Here is a 24,742-nt window from a genome sequence, read left to right on the forward strand (position 1 = left end):
CTCGGTATCTCAGCGCTATCAGCACACGGAGTCGATTGGGGACGTAATTGCCCGGCATGTGCTGGTAGAACTGTGATTATCGCCAAGTGGTGTTCTGCGGAGAGGTCTCGAGATCGAGACGTATAACTAGAACTATTGGTCTACTGAGCGTTTCGCCGGTACGCCTCTGGAGTCATTCCAAACCAGCGCTTGAAAGCACGCCGAAAGTTGTTGCTGTCGTGATAGTTGAGCAGTTCAGCTACCGACTGCACCGTCATCCGCTCGTCACGCAGATACCGCTGGGCTTGTCCGGCCAATACGTCGTCTCTTATTCGACGAAAGCTGGTCCCCCCTTCCTCGAGGCGCCTGGCCAGCGTGCGCTTGCTCATGAAAAGTGCAGCAGCGGCATCGTCTTCGGTCAAGGCTCCTCTGGGGTGGGTGAGCATCATGGTTTCGATCTGGCGCCGTATGCTGGGTTGCGGACTTTGCAGCTCGGCGAGCAATGCCTCGCACTGCGCCCAGGCCAGCAGGTACGTGTCGCGATTCGCTGAAGCGTTGGGAATTTCGCAAAGCTTGGTCGGCAGGCGAATCTCGAAGGCCGGGCACGAATACCGCAGCCGGCCGGGAAGATGCTCACCGTAGCCTGCGCGCGGGCCAGGATCAGGGTGAGTGAAATCGATTTCGGCCATGTCGGGGACGCGGCCGATGATGAATTCAGTAATTGAGTACAGTGCCATCGCGCTGACTTCAGCCATAAGCCGAACCACCTCGGCCGGGACGTCGGTGGTGAGCCGAAATCGAATCACTGTGACGTCTTCCCCGCGGTCATGCGTAACGTGCCACAGCGGCATCTGCGTGGCCGTGAACTGCCCGACCGCTGCCAGTGCCGTGGACAAATCCGGACTGCTGCTCGCGACAAACCCCATGGGCCCGTGCACGGCCGGGGTCAGCCGGCGGCCCAGCCGCATCCCGAAAGACGGGTCACCGGACAGACGCAGGGCGTTGCGCGCAATCTGGATCTGCTGAGGCGGCGTTAGCCGCGTTTCCTCGTCGAGTAGCTGCTCCGGCGTGATCGCCGTACCGGACAGCAATGCCGTGAGATGGGGGGTGCGCATGCCCAGCTCTTGGGCGATCAGGCGTGAATAGACCGGGGGGATGCACGCCTGCGCCACCTTCACAACAGTAGATTGTCTTGAAATGACCCCTTCGGTGTCAACTGATGACCTCACGGGCAGGCCTGGGGTGGGGGACAGTAAGCCACATGGGGAACGTCACCTTCACCGAGCATGACGGCACCGAGCACGAGGTCTCCATCGAGGAGGGCAAGTCCTTGATGAAGCACGCCGTCGACAACATGGTGCCCGGAATCGACGCCGACTGCGGCGGCGACGCGGCCTGCGGAACCTGCCACGTGATCGTCGACAGCAAATGGTTCGCCAAGATCGGCTCCAAGAGCGACGACGAGGAGCAAATGCTGGAGATGACGCCCGAAGCCGCGCCCACCTCGCGGCTCTCGTGCCAAATCAACGTCACCGAGGATCTCGACGGGCTGGCTGTGACGCTGCCCGAATTCCAGATGTAGCGAAGGGCTCGATCATGAATCTGTCAGCGACTCTCATGAACGCGACGGCGCTGGTGGTGCCGATGCATTGGCAAATCAAGGCCGCACACCTGGCCCAGAAGGTGATCGACAGGTCCGGGATCAACCCGCCGGTGCCGACATTCACCGAGACACCGCTGCCCGACGCGGACACCCTGGCGCTGAGCGATATCGACCTCAGTAATCCCTTCCTGTGGCGGCAGGGCAAGTTCGACTCCTATGCCAAGCGGCTACGCGACGAACAACCCGTCCACTACTTGGCCGATAGCCCGTTTGGTCCGTTCTGGTCGATCACGCGGTATGAGGACATCGTCTTCGTCGACAAGCACCACGAACTGTTCTCGGCCGAGCCGATCATCTCGATCGGGGATGTGCCCCGCGGTCTCGAAGTCAAGATGTTCATTGCGATGGATCCGCCGAAGCACGATGAGCAACGTAAGGCCGTCCAGGAAGTGGTGGCGCCGAAGAATCTCAAGGAGATGGAGGCGTTGATCCGCACCCGCACCCAGGACGTGCTGGACAATCTGCCGACCGATGAGCCGTTCGACTGGGTCGAGCGGGTCTCCATCGAGCTGACCGCCCGAATGCTGGCCACCCTGTTCGACTTCCCCTACGACCAGCGGCACAAGCTGGCCGAGTGGTCGGACATCGCCTCGGCCCCGCCCGAGGCAACCGGCGGGTTGGCTGATCGCGATGCGGCGTTCCCGGCAGCGACTGAGATTGCCAGGGCGTTCTCGCAGTTGTGGCGGGAGCGGGAGGCCCACCTCGAGGCGGGTGGTGAGCCCAGCTTCGACCTGATCACCCTCATGCTGACCAACGAGGACACCAAAGATCTGATTCACCGGCCGATGGAGTTCTTAGGCAACTTGGCGCTGCTGATCGTCGGTGGCAACGACACCACCCGCAACTCCATGAGCGGCGGCGTGCTGGCGCTGAACCAGTTCCCCGAGGAGTTCGACAAGCTCGAGGCCAACCCGAAGCTGATCCCGAACATGGTCTCCGAAATCATCCGCTGGCAGACCCCGCTGCCGTACATGCGCCGGGTGGCCAAACAGGACGTCGAACTGGGCGGAGCCACCATCCGCAAGGGCGACAAGGTGGTGATGTGGTACGCCTCGGGCAACAAAGACGAACGCTCCATCGACAACCCGGATCAGTTCATCATTGATCGCAAGGGCGCCCGCAACCACGTGTCGTTCGGCTTCGGGATTCACCGCTGCATGGGCAACCGGCTGGCCGAGATGCAACTACGCATCTTGTGGGAAGAAATTCTGCCGCGCTTCCAGCACATCGAGGTACTGGGTGAACCGGAGAAAGTGCAGTCCAACTTCGTGCGCGGCTACTCGCGCATGATGGTGAAGCTGACTCCCAAGAGCTGACCGGTGTCAACAGATCAGGCTTGCGTCATCGTGGGCGCCAGTCATGCGGCAGCACAGCTCGTCACCAGCCTGCGCCGGCGCGGCTGGTCCGGGCCGATCAGGCTAATCGGCGATGAGGGACGGGTGCCCTACGAGCGACCGCCGCTGTCCAAGGCATACCTCGCAGGAGAAGTCGACGCCGAAAAGCTGGCGATCCGGCCCGAGGCGTTCTACGCCGAGCACGGCATCGACATCATCGCAGACCGAGTCACCGCGATCGATCGCGACGCCAAGGCTGTGACCCTGACAGGCGGCAAAGCCGTCGCCTACGACAAGCTGGCCCTGTGCACCGGGGCCAGTCCGATCCGGCTCCCGCTACCCGGTGCCGACCTGCCCGGCGTGCACTACCTGCGCACCCTTGCCGACGTCGAAGCCATTAAGAATGGCCTCGCAGCGGTCAAACGGGCCGTCGTCATTGGCGGCGGCTACATCGGCCTGGAGACGGCAGCCTCACTACGCCAACTCGGCAAGGACGTCGTTGTCTTGGAGATGGCTGATCGGCTGCTGCAACGGGTCACCGCGCCGGAGGTCTCGGCTTTCTATCAACGCCTCCACACCGAGCAGGGCGTTGGCATCGTGACCTCTGCCGCCGTCGCACGCATCGAGGGCAAAGGCCGAGCCGAGCAGGTGGTGTGCCCTGATGGCAGCGTGTTCCCCGCTGACCTGGTGATCATTGGTGTCGGAATCAGGCCGGTAACCGAACTCGCGCAGGCGGCAGGGCTCAGCGTCGATGACGGAATCGTCGTCGACGAGTTCTGTCAGACCGCTGATCTTGACATCGTGGCGGCCGGCGACTGCGCATCCCAGCGCGATCCCCACACCGGTCAGCACCGCCGCCTCGAATCAGTTCCGTTCGCCGTCGACCAAGCCAAGAGCGCAGCCGCGGCAATATGCGGCGAGCCGATTGCTCAAACGAGCCTTCCCTGGTTCTGGTCGGACCAGTACGATCTCAAGCTCCAGATAGCCGGCCTCGATCGAGGACATGATCAGATAATCATCCGCGGGCAGGTCGACAGCGGTGATAGCTTCGCCGCGTTCTACTTCCGTGCGGGGCGGATGATTGCCGCTGACTGCATCAACAGGCCACAGGAGTTCATGCTGGCCAAGCGACTGTTGGGCAAGGGCCAGTCAGTTGATCCTGAAACCGTGGGAGATGAATCGCTAACGGTCAAGGAGCTCCTGGCTGCCGCAAACTAACTGGACGGATGAACCCCGCCGAGAAGCGGGCGTCAAGCCGGAACGGCTAGGAAATGAAGCACCCCGTGAAACAGGACAGGTCGAAGGCGCTGTGAGACAACACGAAAGAGTGCACGTCAGGGCGCCTGTCAAATGCAAACGGAATCCACGGAAGCCAGGTGCGGGAAGAGCAGGAAGGAGTCGAGAGCCGCTCTACCGCCGGACACTATCTGGCGATCGCCGCTGCCGCTGCCTCGCCTGCCTGCTCCAGCGTGAACGACTGCCCTAGCTGCAGCGACGCCAGATTGATATCCATACTCTGGTTGACCAGCGAGTTGAATTCGACGGCCATGAGCGAATCCAGTCCCAGCTCCGGTACGGGTACGGTCAAGTCGATCTTTTCGGCGGGCACACCCATGATCGATGCCAGTTGTTCGGCGAGCATATGCGCGACCGCCTCCCTGCGTTCGGCCGCATCGAAGCCGATGAGCTCGGCTCGCAACCGAGCGGTGGCCGAAGCATGCTGCGCCGCATCCGCGAACATGCGCTCGTTACGGCCGATTAAGGCCGCTTGTGGTCCAATGGTCATGGCCCGAGACCAATCGATCGGACAGATATTGACCCTGGAGACGCCGAGCCGCAGTGCCTCCTCCAGATACTGCGGTCCCTCTTCCATATCAATAGGGTCTAATCCGGCGTTGATCAGGTAGCGGGCGATATCTTGGCCGGCAACCATGCCCGCCCCGGTCATATGTCCCCAACCGACCGCAAGCACGGGGACACCTCGGCGGGCCAATGCCTCCGCGTAGGAGTTGATCGCGAGATTGGCCGCAGTGTATGGATAGAGACCGATGCCGCTCACCAGGGTGCTGACGGAAGAGAACAGAACAAACTGCTCCAGTCGCGCCCCTGCCGCCACGACCCCGTCCCATAACGCGCGGACACCAGTGAGTTTGGGTCCGAGTACCTCAGCCAAGTCGGTGCGATCCAGATCACCGATGCGTTTGTCGATCGACACACCCGCGACGTGGAAGATACCTTTCAACGGATGCGCGGCAGTATGCGCTCGCTCGATCACCGCGGCCACTGCCGCTGTATCGGTCACGTCGACCGATTCGCTGACTACTTCGATACCCTGTCGCTGCCATGTGGCGAGTTCGGTTCGGGCCGCATCCGTGGTAGCGCCCCTGCGCCCGAGCAGAGTCAGGTGCCGAGCCCCCTTGTCGACCAGCCAGCGACCGAGGGCCAAACCGAACCCACCGAACCCACCGGTGATCAGATACCGCGCATCGGCATCGATGACCACCTCCTGGATTCGCGGCCGCACCAACGGCGCTGCCTCGGTCATATCAAGCACCACTCGCCCGATTCGGGTAGAACGCGCGACCTCCTCGAAAGCCTGCCCGACATCCGCGGTGCCATACTTCTTGTAGGGCAACGGCCGGTATATACCGGCGCTGAACTGTTGGTTCTGCTCGGTTCTGATCTCGACCATCAGCTCGAACCGCCGCTTCAGCATCCGGTCGATGTCGATCGATAAATAGGTCACGTTCTTGACGAAGTGCCGCAACTCCAGCGCGCCTCCGAAGTAACTATCGGCTTTACCGAGCTCGAGAATGCGTCCGCATTCCGCGACCGCGTTGAAGTTCTGCACCAGGATCTCGCCGGGCGCGGTACTGACCACCACATCCGCGCCTTTGCCGTCAGTGAGGGCAAGCACCTCCTCGACGAAATCCAGCGACCGGGAGTCCACCGCATAATCGGCTCCCTGCGCAAGCACATAGGCACGCCGCTCAGCGGTACTCGCGGTACCGATCACCCGCGCACCGTAATGTTTGGCGACCTGTACTGCCGCCGCCCCCACCCCACCGGCCGCCCCGTGCACCAGCACCGTCTCTCCTGACTGCACCCTCGCCGCATCCCGCAGCGCGTAGATCGCGGACATGAACACGATGAAACTACCGGCCGTGCCGGGATCCATGGTGTCCGAGAAGGGGGACACCCCGCTCACACCGAGGGTGTTGTAGCGGCGAATCATATCCGGGCAACTCACCGAGACCCGGTCGCCGACAGCGAACTGGGTGACTCCTGGGCCGACGCGGACAACTGTGCCGACACCCTCCATCCCCGGATCGAGACCGAAGTAGGTGTCGCCGAGTTCACGGGTACCGAGCACACCCATGACCTTCATCGAATCTTTGTACCCGAGGCCGATTGTGATCATCTTTACCTCGACTTCTCCAGAACCAGGCGTACGCCGATCGCACTGCCGCCACCCCAACTGGGCCAAGATCTTGGTCTTGGGCAGTTCCAGCCGGAAGTTGGCTTCCGGATCGGTCAACGGCGCGGGTTCGTCGCGGGTATCCAGGCGATCCTGCAGCGTGCGGATCACCCTCGGCACCCACCGTATCCCGGCACGCAAGAACACCTCGTCGGCGTGATCGTCAGTGAAAGCACCGGGAATCGACAGCTCCGCGATGAGGTCGCTATCGGCGGTCCGGCCATCGAGATCGATCAATCGCCAACGCAACCACGGCTGTTCGTTGATCAGCACCCGGCAGGCACCTGCCAATGCGGCGTGGCTCGGATTCGGCTCGAAGTCCGCCTCCGGGTGGGTGAAAGTGTTCTCGGTGATCAGCGAGACGTAGAAGTCGCTGTCGCCCAGGTCTCCTACCTCGATCTCGTGCTCCGCCAACCACGCGGTGCGGAACTCTTCGGCGGTCACTGCGATGCGCCGCAGGGTCCACAGATTGTCCGTATCGCCATAACCGGTACCCGCGACCACCACCAGATGCAGCCGCTCGGCCCCCTCGCGGGTACCGGCCGTCCGGAGCCGTTCAGCGAATTCGGCTTCCAAATCCGCCCGTCCCGGTTCGCCCGCGATAAACAGTTCGGCACCTGCCGAGTTCGGCATGGTGATGCGCAGGATCTGTTCGGCAGTCGGATTCGGCGCGGTGTCCATCACCACGACCAGAGTGGACAAATTCGCAGTGGCGGGCAGGTCTACCGGATTGATGGGATCACGCATCTCCCAGACTTCTTCGTAGAAGAAGTCGATCATGCGCTGCAATGGGGCAGGTCGGGACGCGATAGCGCGGTACTTCATCCCGAAGATCCGCATACAGAGGCTACGATCGGTATCCAGCACATCGATATCCACAACCGGCTCGCTCGTGGAACCCAGTTCCGCGCCGGTAGATTTCAGCCGCGCTACCACAGTGACCGCTTCCGGCAGTGGTGCCAGCAGGTGCACCCGGCCGACCTCGACCGGAACCAGAGGACCTTCCTCCTTGCCATATGTTCCGATGAACAGCAAAGAGCTACTCTGCACGGCGGCATCGACGACCGCCGCATGCGCCGCGTACCGGCCTCCATCGGCGATGGTGCCGTCCACAGTGGCCAACACCTCGGTATCCGAGAACCGCAACGAAGTAACGCGCTGGAACAGCGGCCCGTACCGCAGCCCGTGCTCGGCCAGCATGGCGTAGAAATCGACCGGATCCATCTCGGTCATGGCGGCGGAAGGGACGTCGGCCTTGCTTTGCACGAAGGCACCTTCGAGGAGCCTGCCGGTAGCGTTCACCGTCCACACCGAACCGGTCCGGCTGCGCGAGCGGATGGTGAAACGGCGGATCGCTTCCTCCAGATCCATTCGCATAAGCGGTGTTTCACCGTCCTCGATAACCAGCGGGGCCACGAACCGCACATCCTCCACCCCGGCCTGCGTGGACTCGGTACGTGCCAAAGCGGCACTGAGAGCGGCATCCAGATAGCCTGCCCCCGGCAGAATCCGGCTACCACCGACCACGTGATCGGTCAGCCACGGCAATGCGGCAGTGCTCAACTGAAGTTGCCAGCTCGTGGTGTCGTCGGGGTCCTGATCACCGAGCATGGTGTACCCGTCCGGGGTGCCGTAACGACGGAGCTGGTCATAGGTCAACTCGCTACGCAGGTGAATGTGCTGCCACGGATAAACCGGCAGATCCACATGTGGGGTCGGGGAGGACAGATCAGCGAACACCCCCTCGGTATCCAACGCTCCAGTAGCGTACAGCCCGGCGATGAGCTTTCTGAGACTTTCGGCATCGTGCTGTTTGCGATTGAGCGTCGCGACGGCAGCGCCGGTCTCGCCGGTCGCACGCAGAATCTCCCGGATATTGGCACCAAGCACCGGATGCGGACCGATCTCGACGAACACTCGACTGCCCGCAGCGACCAGTTCGGTGATCGCATCGGCGAACCGTACCGGTTGGCGCACATTGGCGCACCAGTACTCGGCGTTGGCCGCCGCGTCGGTGCAGCGGGTACCGGTAACCGTGGAGTACCACGGAATCCGCGGCGGTGCGGGGCGCAGCCCGGCAAGAGCCGTGCGCAACTTATCCGGGACCGGGTCCATAAAACGGCTGTGATAAGGCGCTTCAACCTGCAAGCGCTTGGCGAAAATTCCCTTCTCCAGGAGAGACTCGGCGATCTCGTCGAGGCGGTGGACATCTCCGGCCAAGGTCACCGCCGAGGGACTGTTCACTCCCGCGATGTCCACCATGGCATCCCCGGCGATGAGCTCGCCGGCCTCCTTGGCAGACAACCCGATCGCGAGCATGCCGCCGGACCCTGCGGTGGCGGCCTGCAACCGGGCCCGGTGATAGCCCACCAGTATCACGTCGTGCAGCGACAGCGCCCCAGAGACATAAGCGGCGGCGACCTCGCCGACACTGTGCCCGATCACCGCGGCCGGGCGGATCCGGAATTGGTCCAACTCGGCCACCAGCGCCACCTGCACCAGGAAATTCGCCGCCTGCGCGACCGCGGTATCGGTCACTCGCGATTGCTCTTCCGGTCGGAGCAACTCCTCGATGATCGACCAGCCGGAGATCTGCTGGAACTCCGCATCCACCCGAGCAGCCTCGGCTGCGAAAATTCCACCGGCCGAAAGCAATCCGCGGGCCATGCCCCACCACTGCGGACCCATTCCGGTGAACACGAATACCGGCTCCGGCGCCGGGCCTACCACCGTCCGGCTCACCCGCCCGCTGCCCTCGGCCAACTCCATCAGGCCTTGCACCACATCGACATCATCGGCGAAATCAATCCCCGTCCGGAACGGATGATGATTGCGCCGCGTCCACGCCGCCTCGGCCAACCACCCCGGATCCTCATCCTCGGCGAGCCGCTCGAGGAACCCGCGCGCCAGCTCCCGCACTGCCTGCTCACTACGTGCCGACAGCGGCAACACCCCGAAATGCCGAGGTGTTCGCACCTGCCCATTCACACCGGAATGTCCGGGAGCCCGATACTCCTGCAGGATGGCATGGGCGTTGGTTCCGCCGTAGCCGAACCCGTTGATCGCGATCGTGACTCGGTCGACCTCCGACCCTACCGGTTCGGCCTCCAGCTGCAACCGTAGGTTCAACTCCTCGAACGGGATATCCGGATTCGGGGTTTCCAGCCAATACTGCGGGGCAATAGTGCGGTGAGAGATCGCCAAAGCGGACTTGATCACACTCGCGATCCCCGCCGCGGCTTCGGTATGCCCCAATTGTGTTTTCACCGACCCGACCCCGAGCGGTTCGGTACGTCCCGCCACTGCCCCGTAGACATGGCCGATCGCCTCCAGCTCCAACGGATCCCCCGTCGGGGTGCCGGTGCCATGCGCCTCCACATAGGTGACCTCATGCGGTTGGATACCCGCCCGCTTCGTGACGTCCCTGGCCAATTTCTCCTGCAAGTCGGCGTTCGGCACCGTGATCGCGATGGTGCGCCCGTCCTGATTCGAGCCGGTCGCTTTCACCACCGCGTAGATCCGGTCCCTGTCCCGTTCGGCGGCGTCCAGTTTTTTCAACACCACCATCCCCACCCCTTCGCCCCGACCATAGCCGTCCGCGGACACGTCGAACGCTTTACTGCGCCCATCTGGGGCCAAGAACCCCCCTTTGCACATCGACACGAACGCCTCCGGCTCTCCCAGCACCGTCACCCCGCCCGCCATAGCCATATCGCAGTCGCCGTTCTCGATGCCCTGACACGCCAGGTGCAAAGCGACCAACGAGGACGAGCACGCGGTGTCCACCGTGATCGCGGGCCCCACCAGATTCAGTGCATACGCCAGCCGATTGGAGATCATCGTGTACGACGACGCCGCCGCCGCATGCATATCGGTGAACGGCAGCCGGTACGGAAACACGGAGACATTCATCTGATCCATGATGAACGCACCCACATACACCCCCAGTGAAGAGCCGAGGATCCGGCCTGCGACCCCGGCGTCGTCGAATGCCTCCCACGCCACTTCGAGCACCAGTCGTTGCTGCGAATCCATCGCAGCCGCCTCTCGCGGCGAGATACCGAAGAAGTCCGGATCGAACGCCCACGGATCACTGGCCAGGAACGCCGCCCGCTTGGTGTAGGCCCGACCGGGCACGCGTTTATCCGGGTCATAGAATCGTCGCCAATCCCAACGCTCCGGTGGAATCTCGCGCACTCCGTCTTTTTTGTCGAGAACAAAATCCCAGAAAGTTTTTGGAGATTCGATACCACCGGCATAACGACAGCCGATACCGACAATAGCAATATCAGACATCACTGACTCCAGCAATAGACATGTGGTTACACGTCCACGCGCCCGGATATCCAGGCCCGGCGGTGACGACAGACCTCACGGAGGCGGACTTCGGTACAAATATTCACTTCGGTGCAAATATTCCAGGAATAATAGCTACTAGTCCGGCAGTGTAGTGGAAATGCGACTTCGAAACACAGCATTGCAATGTCTCAATATTGTTATCCATAAAATCTCGAACCGACGACTACCGAAGGTTTCGTGAATTCTTCGTTATGGAGTCTGTGCTTACTCCGAGAGCTGCCCTGCCTGAACTACCACCTCCACGAACAGATCGGCGGTCGAAACCAGCTGCTCCGACGTGTGTTCCTAGTTCACGAAGAACCGCAACCGCTCCCGGCCCGCAGGGATAGTCGGCGCGACGATAAAGGTGACATAGACGCCATATCGCAACATCGCTGAGGCGGAGACGAAGGGGCGGAGCTCGCCAAGCACGGTGCCAGGGCAGATCAGGGTGCCCGCGGAGATCCCGAGAACCAGGCCACGCTCGGTGAGTAAGGTATGGAAATGTGCGGCATTGGCCCATAGCCGGGTCAGTCGTTGCGACTCGTCTTCTATGACCTGACTTGCACAGATTCAGCACCCCGATCAGCGGGGAGATAAATCCAGTTCGGTGAGGATAGCGACGGCATCGGGGGTGGTCGGGTCGGTGGCTGCGTGTGGTTGGTCGGCGATGGTCACGCTGATCTCCTGTAACGGGCGCAGGGTCTTTACGATGCACCCGATCGAGATTCCGGTCGCGGTCCGCAGGTAGCTGGCGACGGCGAGTGCGGTGAACACTATGGTCAGGTGAGCTTCGATCGCTTCTCGGGTGGTGGAATATCGGCCGGGCAGGAAAATCGGTTTTGACGTGCTAAACGACTGCTCGACATGCCACAGATCGTGGTATTTCGCGATGACCTCGCCGGGCCCCATGGTCGTGGCGAGGATGTTGGTGACGTGGCCCTCGGGCCCGATCAGCGATCGGGCCCGTTCCAGAGCTGAAGTGTCGCGGACCGCACGCTTGTTCGAGTACTGCCATACCGCCCGCCACGCACTCGGGTGGCTGGTGGGGGTTTCAGGTCGGTTCAGTGCGCTTTTCACGTTGTCGACGATGCTGTTCCCGTGATGCGATGTGGCAGTGTCGATGATCTGACCGTCGGTGAAAACATCACCATTCCAATGAAAGTGGTTCGCGAGGTCACCGGGTGCCTTGGTAACGCGGGAGCCGACGATGAACGTCAGCCCGACCTCGTCGAGGGCAGCGAGATTCACGACGGAGACCATGCCGGTGTCGGCAGCGATGACCATATCCACCCCGTTGATGTGGTGGTCCTGGCACTGGCGGATGATCGGGACAATGATGTGGGTTTCGGCCTTGTTCCCTGCGACCGCAAGGCCGCGCACTTCCTCGCCTTCCTCACCCTCGCCGCCACGCTGACCTGCTACAAGAAGCTCGCGAATCAGCGATATGCGACACACTCTAAGATCCAAGCGGATAAACACTTCCTGAGATCACTTGAGTAGCGCCGATCCCGGTACCAGCACAAGATACCCCATACGCCTTTACTATAACAACGATTATAGTAAATTGAATTCTTTTGGCGTTTGAATCGAAGGTCGACCATTGTGCCGAGTTTGAATGATTTGCACTTTCAGTGATCCCATTCTCAAAGAATGGGATCACTCGCGTTCGAATTGCAGAAAGGCAATCACATCGCGCAGCGGGCGGGCGGCATTGCGCGCCAGTGTCGGCGTCGGGTTCGGGGCGCGGGTGTAATCGGCGGGAACATCGCGGCCACGCGTCTGCTCGTAGCTCACTCCGCAGTGTAGACAGAACAGGAAAGGGGAGGGGATGAATACCGCGTCGCGCCCGTCGGCTTCCTCGACGCCGAACGGGTCGGCGGTGACTCGCCGCAGCAAGCGAGGCAGGTAGGGCTTACGTACTATCTCTTGTCCGTCGGCATCCGGTTCCAGCCAGGATTCGGGAAGACGCCGCTGTTGGATGGCCTCGGTAATGGTGGCAGGCCAGGGCTCGCCGGACCGAGCCAATTGCGCCGAAACCCTCTGCGCTGGGGCGGTCGTGACTCGGCGACGAGCTTACAACCGAGTCACGACCGCTCCACACTTACCTGCTGTTCTCCGGGGATATCAACTGATGGCCTCGATAACGCGTGGGCGGAGTTCGGCAGCGCGAATAACGGCGTCGACCGAACCGACCTCGACGGCGCGATGAATATCGTGCACGCGGTCGAATTCCGCGGCGACATCACCGAGTTTCTCCGCGCGGACCGTTGAGCGGACCTCGTCGAGTTCCGCGGACAGGGCCGCGCGGTCGATGCCGGACGCGTTCGTGACGCGCGCCTCCAGCTCGCGTACCCGAGGATCGGCCGTAGTGCGTGTGTCGACCTCACTGGAGAACACCACCGCGGCGGCAGGCGCGCCGCCGAGCACCGAGGCGAACGAACCTTCCAGTGCGAGCACGGTCATATTCGGGTTCAGCGCCTTGGAGAACACCACGAACGCACCGCCGTGATACCGGGAGATCACACAGAACGCGATGGGTCCTTGGAAGTTCACTATCGCGCGGCCGATTTCGGCGCCGTACTCCAGCTGCAACTTCCGCATCGACTCGGGCGAACCGTCGAAGCCCGACAGGTTTGCCAGCACGACCAGCGGTCGATTGCCACTGGCCGTGTTGATTGCCCGTGCGGCCTTCTTCGACGACTGTGGGAACAATGTGCCCGCAGTGTAGGTGTCCGGGCCATCGGTGGGGGTGAAGCCGCGCCGCGGCACCCCCCGTGATTCGATGCCGAGCAGGCACACCGGGATGCCACCGAGATGTGCGTCCAACACCACCGCGGTCTCGGCGTCGGCCATCCCAGCCCAACGTTCCAGCACAGGGTGGTCCTGATCGGCGACCGCCCGCAACACAGTCCGGATGTCGAAGGGCTTCTTACGATCCGGGTTGGCGGCGGCGGAGAAGATCTCGCCGACAGTACTGAAGTCGCTGCCCGCCAAGACATGCGGAAAGCTGGAGATGTCACGATCGACCGGATCGCTGGTCTGCGCACGCCACGGCGCCTGCTCACCAGGAACGATGTACGTGTGGTCGTAGTGCGACATCAGCACATCTCGCGCGGCGGGCAGGTTCGGCGTCCAGTACTGCGCCTGACCGTTCGGACCCATCACCCGGTCGTAGCCGCCGATACCGAAGTTGTCCTCGGCCGAAACTCCGCCGGAGAAGTCCAACGACTGCTTACCAGTGAGCACCATCGCGGAGTCCGGCGTCATCACCAGAATGCCCTTGGTGTGCATGAGCATCGTCGCCTCGGCGTTCCAGTACGGTTGCGCGCCGACGTTGATGCCCGCGACCACGATGTTGATCTCTCCGCCTGCCTGGGTGAATTCGACGATCCGTTTGAGCGCCGCCGCCACCCAATCCATGTTCTCCGTACCCGACTGCATGGAGATCCGCGCGCCTGCGGACAAGGCATACCACTCCAGCGGTACTTTCATTTGCTCGGCCAGATCCAATGCGGCGACCACACGGCGGCATTCCGGCTCCGACAGCGCGCCCAGCGACTTGGTCGGATCACCGAGTAACACCACCCGCGTGACACCCTGCGGATACTTCTCGGTCGGCGTGGTGACCACACCCGCGACGATCGCTGCGGTGTTGCGCCCCTTCGGCCGATCGACCGGCACCAGCGCGTGGTCGGCGTCGAGGTCGTACTCGGCGAACTCACCGAGCAGAGTGGTCAGCTCATAGGGGTAGACGGTATTGCGGCTACTGGCGCGCAACACCTTCTGCCGGTACGCGTCGAGCGGTTCGACCGGCTCATTGGAGGGCGCGCCGACAGTCACCTCAGTGCCGCCGGTGGCATCGAGGCGGATGCGCACGGCGACCTTGGTCAACTCGCTGGTCTCCGGATCACGCTGTCGTGCGATGAGCAGAATCTCCTCGAGCCCGGCGCCGGCGGTCGTGCCGAGCACATGCCCGGCGATCGCCTCCAATTCAGCGTGGGTGACGTCGATCGGAGGCCAGATGTACATCACGATGCGATTGGTGTTGAAACGTTTGGCCGACGGCCGCTGCGACTGTGCCCGCCGGATCGAGTCGAGGCAAGTGGCGATCATGATCTCGGCTGTCGGCAGTGCGAGCAGCCGACCGTCTTGCTCACGCAATGCCGCCAGGTCACGCACCTGCGCGAACGCGATGAGGCGATCGTCCGCCGGATTCTCTTTCGCGACGCATCGGAACAGGTAGATCTCCTCGTCGTCCGAAGATGGCAGCCTGGTGAGGTCGAACTTGCGCAGCCGCTCTATCTGCATCCGCTGCGCGATGTAAGGGTGCAGGCCACGAATCAACCGCTCCTCGACCATGCCGGTGGCCGACGGCCGGAAGGTGAAGTGATGGTGCATCACCGCACCGCCGCTACCCGCGACAGTAGCGGTGATCCGGTACACCTGGTTGGGCACCGGACGCGCGCTGAGAACCTCGTGCAATGCCGCTGCCATCGCATCGAAATCTTCCGGCTGTTTCTCCCAGCTGAGATAGATATCGGCATCGATAGCCGCAGTGCCGCTCGCCAGTTCGGTGAGCCCGCGCAGCACGGTGTCGAGCGCATCGAAGCTCACCGCGGCGGACACCAGGCTGGAACCATCGCGTTCGGCGATCACGAATGTGCAATCACCCACTCGGCGGGTACGAGCGCTGGTGATCCCCTTGTTTCCGTAGTACCGCCGGGTCAATACCTCCAACATGACTGTGTTGTCCGAATGGCCGCGCACCAACCGCTGGCCGAGCAGCCGCACCAGCGGCTCGGTGCTGCGCACCATATCGGAGATGCGCTCGGCGCGATCGGGTGCGTCCGGGTGCGCGTCCAGGTGACTCAGGTGCTTGCGAACGTTGGTATAGACCCTGGCGCGATTACGTCGCAGCAACGGCTGGCCGTACCAGGCGTACACCACGCCGCGCGCGAGGTCCGCGATCACAGGGAAGCGCACCTGCGCTGCCGCCACCAGCCGCTCCAGCGTCAGACCGACCGGCTCACGCAACGCCTGGTCCGGCATCGGCTCCCGCAGCCACTCACGCAACAACGTCACTATGACAGTAACGGTGTCGGCCGGGCGTTGCTGGGCGAGGAAGACCCGAAAGACCGCTGCTTCGAGTTCCGGGGAACGCTCCAGATCGGTGACACCGTAGTGCCCGAGCGCCTTGGCGAGTTTGCCCTGGAAAGACTCGGACAGTCCGGCTCGTTCGACATCGAGGCTCTGCAGGTAGGTGTGGAAGTACTCACGCGCGCTATGGACACGCACCTGGCTGCCATCTTCGCCCGACGGCCGATTGTGGCTCAGCTCGGCGAGGTCGGCGAACACTTCGATGAGTTCGAGCTCCTCGGTGAGCGGTCTACGGCCATCGGCGAGGGCCGCCCGGCGTGCGGTGAGGTAATCGTCGAGTACTCGGCGATTATCGTGTGGGTCGACGTCGAAACCCAGCAGCAGGCTGCGCAGATCCTCCTGACCACGGGTGGTGCGCTCATGCGGTTGGGCTTGCGCAGGCGCTGAGGGCAGATCCAATTCGACAGAACCGACCGCGACTTCCTCGGCCTGCTCGTCTTCTACGAGCGGCTCCAACCTCAGCAGCGGCGCACCGGTCTCCACTTGCGTACCGACGGACACGGCGCATTCCTTCAGCCGTGCTTTGAACGGCGCGCGCAGCACCGTTTCCATCTTCATACTCTCCAGCACCAGAACCGGCGCGCCCGCCTCGATCTCGGCGCCGACCTCCAATGGCGTGGCGACGACCAGAGCGGGAGCCGGCGACCGGACGACACCGCCCTCATCGCGACTGACCCGGTGCGCCACACCGTCGACATCGACCAGGTGGATCGGTCCATGCGTGCCGATGATCAGGCGGTATCGGATGCCGTTGACCACAATCTGCCCGGTATGCCGATCGAAGCGCTCCAGGTCGACATCGGCAGTACGGATGTCGGAACCCGCCTCGATGCCGATACGGAACCGATGCGCGCCGATACGCGCGACGCGCACGCGGTAGCCGACACCGCGTAGCTTGAGATCGAGCGGTCGGCCGCTCTCGTGCTGCACTTGCGGACGTCCGCCGGACGCGGTGGACAGCAGCCGGTGCCGCTCGACTCGTTCTTCCTCCTCGTAAGCATCAATGGCGGCAGCGGCCAGAGCGATGGCGGAGTGCTGGTGCGAAACCAGCCTGCCCTCCCCGCGGACGCGATCGATCCAGCCGGTGTCCGCACTCGCGTCGATCACTTCGGGCTGGTTCAGCAGGTCGAGCACGAAGCTCTTGTTCGTCGCGCCACCCTCGATGATCACTCTGGTCTGGGCCACTGCCCGGCGCAGCCGACCCAGCGCCTCGGTGCGGTCCCGGCCATAGGCGATGATCTTGGCGATCATCGAGTCGAAGTCCGCGGGGATGGTGTCGCCCGCGCTGACGCCGGTGTCGACGCGGATACCTGGCCCTGCGGGCAGGTCCAGGCGCGCGATACGGCCAGGAGCGGGCGCGAAATCACGGTCGGGGTCTTCGGCGTTGAGCCTGGCCTCGATGGCGTGCCCGCGCTCATTCGGCGGGTCGCCCTCCAGCCGACCGCCCGATGCCACCCACAGCTGCGCCCGAACGAGGTCGAAACCTGTGGTGTATTCGGTAATCGGGTGTTCGACCTGCAGGCGAGTGTTGACTTCTAGGAATGCGAACAGCTTTTTACCAGGGTGGTAGAGGAACTCGACGGTCGCCGCACCGCGATAGCCGACCGCAAGCGCCAGCCGCTCGGCCGACGACTTGAGCTCAGCGGCCTGCGTCTGGCTGAGCACGGGTGACGCCGATTCCTCGATGATCTTCTGATTGCGCCGCTGTACCGAACAGTCGCGGACACCGAGCGCCCACGCGGTGCCCGCGCCATCGGCGATCACTTGGACCTCGACGTGCCGAGCACCGGTGACCAACTGCTCCAAGAACACCACAGCACTACCGAACGCTCGTGCGGCTTCCTGGCGGGTGCGCTCATAGGCATCGACGAGCTCGGACTCGTTGGTGATCACCCGGATACCGCGCCCACCACCCCCTGCCGTCGCCTTCAGCATCAGCGGGTACCCGATTTCGGCCGCGGCGGCCAAGGCGGCGTCCACGGTCTCGACCGCACCACGGCTCCAGGGCGCGACCGGAACTCCGACCTCCTCGGCGATCAGTTTCGCTCCGATCTTGTCGCCGAGCTTGCGCATGGCCTCTGGGCTCGGGCCGATGAAAGTGACGCCGATCTGTTCACACAGCTCCGCGAACGCCGGATCTTCCGCGACGAAACCCCAGCCGACCCAGGCGGCATCGGCTCCGGTCGCCACCAAAGCTCGTTCGAGTGTCTTCAGATCCAGATATGGGCGTGCGGCTGCCGGACCGATGTCATAGGCGATATCGGCCTCGCGCACAAATGTCGCGTTCCGGTCGACATCAGTATGTAGAGCGACGGTCTCGATCGTGCGCGCGGACTCTGCGGCCAAGTCCCGGACCGCGTGGATGAGGCGCATGGCGGCCTCACCCCGGTTCACAATGGCAATGCGGCTGAACACTCGCCAATTCCTTCCTGTCCGAAGCATCGCCCGGTCGATGGGCGAGTGGGTGCGGCTCTCAGTTGGGCGTAGTGTGCGCTTTTATCCGCTACATGTACACAGCGCGCGGGTGTTACTCGCCCGTATCGGTAGAGCGGTCGGCTCGACCTGATCCATGCGCGCAAGTCTACTAAGTAGGAAAGATCACCGAATGCTGTGGCAACAGCAATCCGCAGCAATCCGCTCGCCCGAGTAACACCCTTCGCACCGACCACGACGTCCCTGTTAACACTTGGCCCGCCGGGGCCTGCCTACCCACTTGTCGGTGAGGAATGGAAATCGGGACATGACTCTTTACGCGTTCTTTGCGCGGCATCGCCTCGCTTCGACAGTTGTCGCACCTGCGGTATTGGGGGTGGCTGCGATCGTCGCGGGATCGTGGGCACTGACCTCGGCACCGCGCACCGACGATACGCGGCTCACCACGTCCGTCACGGAGTGTCGCGACATGGTGACCATATCGGTGGCGGGCCGCGGCGACACACCTGCCAAAGGGACCACGAAGCTGCTCGTTGGAGCTGATGGCGCGGCCTTGCCCGCCGCATTGTCTGGCGACTACAGCAGCAAGTGGGTCGATCCGGTGGTCAATGCCCCTGCCGCTACTGTCGATCCCGGCTCCTACGCCGCGATCTACATCGCCTATCCGGCGAACCTGGCCACCTACGAAGACGCCGTCAACACTGGTGTGGCGAATACCGAGCAGGTGATGCGCGAAATCTCGGCGGCATGCCCCGGCACCAAGTTCTCGATCGTCGGATACAGCGAAGGCGCTGATGTCGTGCGCCGCGTCGCGACAAAAATCGGACACCAGAAATCCGGCCCGGATGGTGGATACGGGATCGCCGACCCCGCCAATGTCGTCGGTGTCGTCATCCTCTCCGACGCGGGGCGTTCGGCGGGGGAGGGACCGTTCCCCGGCGCACGGAATCCGTTCGGCAATCCGGATGGCTTCGACAAGAAGTATCAAAACAGCGCCGACCCGACCTCCGGTCGGGGCGTCTTGCCGGACACCAGCGGTAATTTCGGCGCGCTGAACGGCAAGATCGCCTCTTTCTGCTCCGACGGCGATCTCACCTGCGCGGCGCCAGACAACATCTCGCTATTGCAGTTGGCGGTCAACGTAGGCAGGCAGCTGAACGCCGACGCACTCGAACGCGACGGGCTCACCCCAGCGACCGGGCAGGATGTCGCCGTCGTCCTGGGCCGGATCGCCATGTCGGCGTTCGCGGATATTCAGTCCAAGCCGAACTGGATGCAAAGCGACGAGACTTTTCTCCACGTGTTGTTACGAGTGTCAGATCCGGCATACCAACCGGGAAAAACGCCGAAAAAGCCGGTGCAAGCGGCGTCGATCTCAACCGACGAGATGTCGCCACTGGCCTACTTGCCGAAAAAGGTGCTGAACGAGGTCATCGGTCTCATCGTGACGAATCAGAACACGATCCCGGTGATCGCGAGCGACCCTTACCAGCTCACGTTCGGACCGAACGCGACCGGCCACCACTTCGACTATTGGCGAAACGCCAATCCGAATAACGGTAAGCCGCTGTCCTCCTCCGAGTATGCGGCTGCCTGGCTCACCCACCTGGCGCGGCAGGCACAAGCGGGCAAGCCGGTCGATACCATGGCCAAGCCGAAAGCGGCTGACCTGGCCGCCGTATACCAAGCGGTGGCGAGCTCCTCCGCGGCGCCGACCAGCACAACGGCTGAAGGTGCGGCTCCGACATCTGAGACCACCAGCACTGATCCCGCGAAAACTGCCGGTACTGCGCCCACCGAGACCAACTCGAGTGCTAGCCGAACAACCCTGGTACCGACTACTTCCGTGCCGACGACTTCCGTGCCGACGTCCACGCCCCAGAGCACGACAGCCACACCGAAGGTGACCACTCGACCAGCTCTGTCCCCGATCGCTTCGTCCACCGAGTCCACAGCACCCAGCACCGCCGAATCCACTACGCCGACTACCACCACAGCATCCGTGACACCCGCCACCGGCACGAGCCATGCGGACAGTCCATGATCAACCTATGGAATCCGGCCCGCGCACGTAGCCAGAGGACGCGACCACCAGTGGCATAGCATCCCGACGGACAGATATCGCAGCGTTTCCGCTGCTTCAGGAGAGGCGCCGGATTATCCGGCACGGATTTCCCGCGGCGAAAACTCCCGACGGTAGTCCCCGCGTGACCACACTTCCAGCCCCGACCACAGTGTTCGCGCCGATCGTAACCCCAGGGCAAACGATAACGCCGCCACCCAGCCAGGCATTGTCACCGATGGAGATCGGCGCCGCAGTCTCCCAGCGCTGCCGCCGCAGTTCGTGGTCGTCTACCGGGTGCAGCGCCGTCAGCAGTTGGGCGCGCGGACCAATGGACACGTCGTCCCCGATGACGACCGGAGCGCAATCCAACACGATCGCGTCGTAGTTCAGGAAACTATTGCGGCCCAAGCTGATCAGGTAGCCATAGTCGCATTGGAAGCGCGGCATGATCCATGAGCCCGCACCGAGCGTGCCGAGTAATCGTTCGAGGATCTCGCGGCGTTGTATGTCTTGGCCCGCGCGCGTCGCGTTGAAGCGATCCAGTAGCGACTGACAGCAGCGCCGTTCGTCGACCAGTTCGGGATCACTGTCACGATAGGGCTCCCCACTCAACATCCGTTCCTTGTGCGTACTCATGCCAACCCATGGTGCCCGAACCACATCGGCCCACCACCGCACACAAGGCGCAGAACTCACGCGTTGTTCGAATTTCGCACCAGCGAAGGCGAATTCGGAGTCCGCATCGGTATCCACGATCTCGGTCGCGGTATCCGAGTGTCCCGATATCAAGTATCGAATGGTCGATGAAGACCTCCACCTGTGACGAATAGAACACGCACAGGTCCGGCAGCGGCCGCACCTATCGGACTGGAGTCCGCCACAACCCGGCCTTCGTTACTTACTCCCCACAAAAACTAGAACATGTTACTGTCAAATAATGGTGCGGAGTGCGTACACGGCAGCAACTGGTGCTTACTGGGGATACCAGTGCTTGCGTCCGCACTGGCCTGTGACATGCCTCGGCAACCGAGCGACAATAATGCAACTAGTTCTAGAACATCTGCGCCGCGCCGTTCGCGGCGGAGCAGTGAGGGAGACCAGCACGTCATGCGTACCGAAATCTGCGAACGGCTCGGGATCGAATTCCCCATCTTCGCCTTCACTCATTGTCGTGATGTGGCAGCCGCGGTCAGCAACGCCGGTGGTCTCGGCGTACTCGGCGCGGTCGGCTTCACCGCTGAGCAGCTAGAGGTCGAACTGGCCTGGCTCGATGAGCACGTGCACGGCGGCTACGGTGTCGACCTGGTGATTCCGTCCAAGTACGAGGGCAAGGGAATCGAAGGCCTGACACCTGAACAGCTGGAAGCCAAGCTGGCCGAAATGGTTCCGCAAGGTCATCGTGACTTCGCCGAGAAGATCCTCGCCGACCACGGCGTGCCGAAACTACCCGAAGAAGAGCACCACAATCAATTGCTCGGTTGGACCGCTACTACCGCGGGCCCCCAGGTAGAAGTGATTCTGCAACATCCGAAAGCAAAGCTGGTCGCCAATGCGCTCGGTACCCCACCCGCGGACGTGATCGAGCAGGTGCAGGGCTCCGGCAGGCTGATCGGCGCACTGTGCGGTTCGGTCAAGCACGCGCTCAACCACAAGCAAGCGGGCCTGGATTTCGTAGTCTGCCAGGGCACTGAGGGCGGTGGCCACTGCGGTGAGGTCTCCTCGTTGGTGTTATGGCCACAGGTGATCGACGCGGTCGGCGATCTGCCGGTGCTGGCCGCAGGCGGCATCGGCAATGGCCGTCAGGTAGCCGCTGCCATGGCGATGGGTGCCGCAGGCGCATGGACCGGATCACTGTGGCTGACCGTGGAGGAGGCCAATGTGCCGCCCGAACAGATGAAGACCTACATTCAGGCCACCAGCCACGACACCGTGCGTTCACGCGCATGGACCGGCAAACCCGCCCGCATGCTGCGCAATGACTGGACCGATGCTTGGGAACAAGCCGATACCCCGGATCCGCTGCCGATGCCGCTGCAGATGATGGTCGCGTTGGATGGTGTGAAACGCGGCCACCGCTACCCAGAGGCCGCCAAGAACGTCAACTTCAACCCGGTCGGCCAGATCGTCGGCATGATGAACCGAGTGGAGCGCTCCGCCGAAGTAGTGAACCGGCTGATCGAGGAATATGTCGAGGCGTGCGAGCGGCTCGACAAGATCAACGGCGGGCTCTGAGCCTATCGGCGCGAGCACACAGCAAGATCGGAATGGGCGGCCGCGCAATACCGACGCGGCCACTCACCCAGCTGAAGCGCGTTGGCAAGGATGCTCCCGGCCGAGTCTGGTAACCCTGCTCGCAGCTCCTATGCCGTCGCAGCGCAGGTTTCGTCGATGCGCTCCTCGATCCCACCCACCAGCTCCTCGAACCGGGTGACGACCCTCTGGTGGTACGTGGCAAACAAATCCTCGAACAAAGCCAGCTGCGCATCGGTCGGGCCGGAACCTGAATCCCATACTGCGGCAAGCGCTCGCCAGACCAACACATGCAGATCAGGGGAACTCGCGAAGAACGCCGCGACCGCCTCCGGCACCTCAAGCACCATCTCACCGATCGAGTTCAAAATCGCGCGCTGCATAGTGAGTCCAAGTGCGGTCAGCAGTCTGCGCACTAATGTGACCTCGATATCCAGGATGCACCGCAGGTCTGGAACAGCTTGCCTGGCAGCTTTTTCGAGTTCGCCGATAGTACCCTTCAGCTCGTCCGGATCGATCAGCTTCGCACTGCTGGTGTACTCGAGCAGGGCTTGGAGCACGAGAGTACGTTCGATCTCGACAATGTCACGAAACATCTCGATTGCGGTGTCGGGCATTGGAATCGAGAACCGGAACAGCCGACGGTATACATCGACACCGCCCGTCTCTCGGACATCCCGAATCGTAAATCCCTTACCGCGTCTGGCTTCGACGAAACCGTACGATTCCAACCGGCCCAGAGTCAGCTGCGCGGTGGCGCGATTCATGTCGAACTCTTCTGCGACCTGACGCACCGATGGTACGAGTCCCCCCTGCCGATAGTCTCCGGCGACAACCCGGCGCGCCAGCTCATCGGCGGCATCGGCGACTACTGTCCGGGATCCCATCGAAGTCACCTTCCGCCAGCATTCGACTATATCCCGGACAGACTAAGCCTCAGTATGGAGTGGTGCATCCCAGCCGCGTCTGCCCGCGCATATGCGCGGGCAGACATGCCGCATCAACCCTACGACTATTTGCCCGATTCGATGTCGGTGAGCCGTTCGGACATCGCCCACAGTCGCTGCGCGAGCTCGGCATCGAGCGCTTGCCTGTTCTTCGGCCGCTCCAGCTCGACCACGTGGAAGTACTGGCCATTGCTTGCCGTGCTGTCGGCAGTGGTGGCCAGATTCACCAGCGACTCAGCGCCTTTGTCGGGGCCGATGAAGAATGGGCGCGACAGCGGGGAACGAAGGAGCCAACGCAGGAAGGGCGGAAAGTTCTCGTAGATATTGGTCGCGACCGAGCCTGGGTGAAAAGCCACAGTGGTCAGCCCTGTGCCCTCGGTGCGGCGGGCGAGTTCCCTGGTGAACAGGATGGTCGACAGCTTCGATACGCCATAAGCACCGAACTGACTGTATGGTCCCGTCGCCGCGTTGACCGTATCCAGGTTCAGCTTAGCCCTGCGGTACATCATACTTCCGGTGTTGACCACCCTGGCCTGCGACTGCCTCAGGCGCTCCAGCAGCAGGTTGGTCAGCAAGAACGGCGCCAGATGGTTGACTTGAAAAGTCAACTCGTTGCCGTCTTCTGTGACAGTGCGTTCGGGCCAGATACCGCCAGCGTTGTTGGCCAGGATATCGATCCGCGAATAGCGGTCGAGCAACCGACCGGACAGTTCGCGCACATCAGCGAGCCGAGCAAAGTCCGCGACGAACGACTCAGCACCCAGCTCGGCAGCGACCTTCGCCGTGCGTTCCTGCGATCGGCCGACCACCGCGACAGTAGCCCCACGGGCGACGAACCGCTGTGCCGCCGCAGCGCCGATGCCCGAACTGGAGCCGGTCACCACCACTGTCTTCCCGGACAGATCCCTGCCCTCGGAAATCTGATCCCACGCCGTCATATTCCGCCTCCAGAACCTCGACCAACGGCCCGATTGTTATCGGATCGAGCACACTCGGCAAGCAGAGCGGCAGTCACATCGGGTTCGGCGACCTCCGTGCCCGCCGATGGTCACGCCGCATGATCTGGCACACAATGCGTGTCGCAACAGTGGTAGC

At 62.8% G+C, this 24,742-nt stretch carries 14 protein-coding genes; 5 read left to right on the top strand and 9 right to left on the bottom strand.

Annotation, left to right across the window (positions count from 1 at the left end; translation table 11 throughout):
* Window positions 1-140: 140 nt before the first annotated feature.
* Window positions 141-1,157 carry an AraC family transcriptional regulator gene (locus ACX4ZE_RS17670; RefSeq protein ID WP_480274556.1) on the bottom strand — a complete coding sequence of 339 codons (1,017 nt, stop codon included), beginning with the start codon at window positions 1,155-1,157 and terminating at the stop codon, window positions 141-143.
* A gap of 83 nt (window positions 1,158-1,240) precedes the next feature.
* Here ACX4ZE_RS17670 and ACX4ZE_RS17675 point away from each other — a divergent pair, with 83 nt between their 5' ends.
* Genes ACX4ZE_RS17675 through ACX4ZE_RS17685 form a run of 3 tightly spaced genes read left to right on the top strand, consistent with a single transcriptional unit; the run spans window position 1,241 to window position 4,194 of the window.
* A complete protein-coding gene (locus tag ACX4ZE_RS17675; RefSeq protein ID WP_480274557.1) occupies window positions 1,241-1,561 on the top strand; it encodes a 2Fe-2S iron-sulfur cluster-binding protein in 321 nt (106 codons plus the stop codon).
* A gap of 14 nt (window positions 1,562-1,575) precedes the next feature.
* Window positions 1,576-2,958: a cytochrome P450 gene (locus ACX4ZE_RS17680; protein WP_480274558.1), complete on the top strand. Its 1,383-nt coding sequence runs from the start codon at window positions 1,576-1,578 to the stop codon at window positions 2,956-2,958.
* 3 nt (window positions 2,959-2,961) lie between these two features.
* Window positions 2,962-4,194, top strand: coding sequence for an NAD(P)/FAD-dependent oxidoreductase (locus ACX4ZE_RS17685; RefSeq protein ID WP_480274559.1), 1,233 nt, complete (start codon window positions 2,962-2,964; stop codon window positions 4,192-4,194).
* A gap of 205 nt (window positions 4,195-4,399) precedes the next feature.
* On the opposite strand, the gene ACX4ZE_RS17690 is transcribed toward ACX4ZE_RS17685, so the two are convergent.
* The 5 genes from ACX4ZE_RS17690 to ACX4ZE_RS17710 form a co-directional block, all read right to left on the bottom strand.
* Window positions 4,400-10,750 carry a type I polyketide synthase gene (locus ACX4ZE_RS17690; protein WP_480274560.1) on the bottom strand — a complete coding sequence of 2,117 codons (6,351 nt, stop codon included), beginning with the start codon at window positions 10,748-10,750 and terminating at the stop codon, window positions 4,400-4,402.
* Between the two features lie 348 nt (window positions 10,751-11,098).
* Window positions 11,099-11,224: a hypothetical protein gene (locus ACX4ZE_RS17695; protein ID WP_480274561.1), complete on the bottom strand. Its 126-nt coding sequence runs from the start codon at window positions 11,222-11,224 to the stop codon at window positions 11,099-11,101.
* Window positions 11,225-11,377: 153 nt separating this feature from the next.
* Window positions 11,378-12,250: a transposase gene (locus ACX4ZE_RS17700; RefSeq protein ID WP_480274562.1), complete on the bottom strand. Its 873-nt coding sequence runs from the start codon at window positions 12,248-12,250 to the stop codon at window positions 11,378-11,380.
* A gap of 201 nt (window positions 12,251-12,451) precedes the next feature.
* Window positions 12,452-12,820 carry a hypothetical protein gene (locus tag ACX4ZE_RS17705; RefSeq protein ID WP_480274563.1) on the bottom strand — a complete coding sequence of 123 codons (369 nt, stop codon included), beginning with the start codon at window positions 12,818-12,820 and terminating at the stop codon, window positions 12,452-12,454.
* A gap of 99 nt (window positions 12,821-12,919) precedes the next feature.
* On the bottom strand, window positions 12,920-18,367 hold the full coding sequence (locus ACX4ZE_RS17710) for an ATP-binding protein (protein WP_480274564.1): 5,448 nt from the start codon (window positions 18,365-18,367) through the stop codon (window positions 12,920-12,922).
* Window positions 18,368-18,692: 325 nt separating this feature from the next.
* Here ACX4ZE_RS17710 and ACX4ZE_RS17715 point away from each other — a divergent pair, with 325 nt between their 5' ends.
* Complete coding sequence (locus ACX4ZE_RS17715) at window positions 18,693-20,429, top strand: cutinase family protein (protein ID WP_480274565.1); 1,737 nt, start codon at window positions 18,693-18,695, stop codon at window positions 20,427-20,429.
* 96 nt (window positions 20,430-20,525) lie between these two features.
* Here ACX4ZE_RS17715 and ACX4ZE_RS17720 read toward each other — a convergent pair whose 3' ends face one another.
* Window positions 20,526-21,086, bottom strand: a complete 561-nt coding sequence (locus ACX4ZE_RS17720; protein WP_480274566.1) for a sugar O-acetyltransferase — start codon at window positions 21,084-21,086, stop codon at window positions 20,526-20,528.
* Window positions 21,087-21,557: 471 nt separating this feature from the next.
* Here ACX4ZE_RS17720 and ACX4ZE_RS17725 point away from each other — a divergent pair, with 471 nt between their 5' ends.
* A complete protein-coding gene (locus ACX4ZE_RS17725; RefSeq protein ID WP_480274567.1) occupies window positions 21,558-22,682 on the top strand; it encodes an NAD(P)H-dependent flavin oxidoreductase in 1,125 nt (374 codons plus the stop codon).
* Window positions 22,683-22,810: 128 nt separating this feature from the next.
* On the opposite strand, the gene ACX4ZE_RS17730 is transcribed toward ACX4ZE_RS17725, so the two are convergent.
* The gene (locus ACX4ZE_RS17730) at window positions 22,811-23,587 is read right to left on the bottom strand and encodes a GntR family transcriptional regulator (protein WP_480274568.1); all 777 of its coding nucleotides are present in this window, start codon (window positions 23,585-23,587) and stop codon (window positions 22,811-22,813) included.
* 125 nt (window positions 23,588-23,712) lie between these two features.
* Window positions 23,713-24,585, bottom strand: a complete 873-nt coding sequence (locus ACX4ZE_RS17735) for an SDR family NAD(P)-dependent oxidoreductase (RefSeq protein WP_480274569.1) — start codon at window positions 24,583-24,585, stop codon at window positions 23,713-23,715.
* Window positions 24,586-24,742: the final 157 nt, after the last annotated feature.

The sequence above is a fragment of the Nocardia sp. TBRC8007 genome (assembly GCF_056629435.1).

Excerpts from the sequence above, each read along its gene's own strand:
- ACX4ZE_RS17675 (WP_480274557.1), top strand. The coding sequence starts at position 1,241 with ATGGGGAACGTCACCTTCACCGAGCATGACGGCACCGAGCACGAGGTC.
- ACX4ZE_RS17680 (WP_480274558.1), top strand. The coding sequence starts at position 1,576 with ATGAATCTGTCAGCGACTCTCATGAACGCGACGGCGCTGGTGGTGCCG.
- ACX4ZE_RS17690 (WP_480274560.1), bottom strand. The coding sequence starts at position 10,750 with ATGTCTGATATTGCTATTGTCGGTATCGGCTGTCGTTATGCCGGTGGT.
- ACX4ZE_RS17715 (WP_480274565.1), top strand. The coding sequence starts at position 18,693 with ATGACTCTTTACGCGTTCTTTGCGCGGCATCGCCTCGCTTCGACAGTT.
- ACX4ZE_RS17720 (WP_480274566.1), bottom strand. The coding sequence starts at position 21,086 with ATGAGTACGCACAAGGAACGGATGTTGAGTGGGGAGCCCTATCGTGAC.
- ACX4ZE_RS17725 (WP_480274567.1), top strand. The coding sequence starts at position 21,558 with ATGCGTACCGAAATCTGCGAACGGCTCGGGATCGAATTCCCCATCTTC.
- ACX4ZE_RS17730 (WP_480274568.1), bottom strand. The coding sequence starts at position 23,587 with ATGGGATCCCGGACAGTAGTCGCCGATGCCGCCGATGAGCTGGCGCGC.
- ACX4ZE_RS17735 (WP_480274569.1), bottom strand. The coding sequence starts at position 24,585 with ATGACGGCGTGGGATCAGATTTCCGAGGGCAGGGATCTGTCCGGGAAG.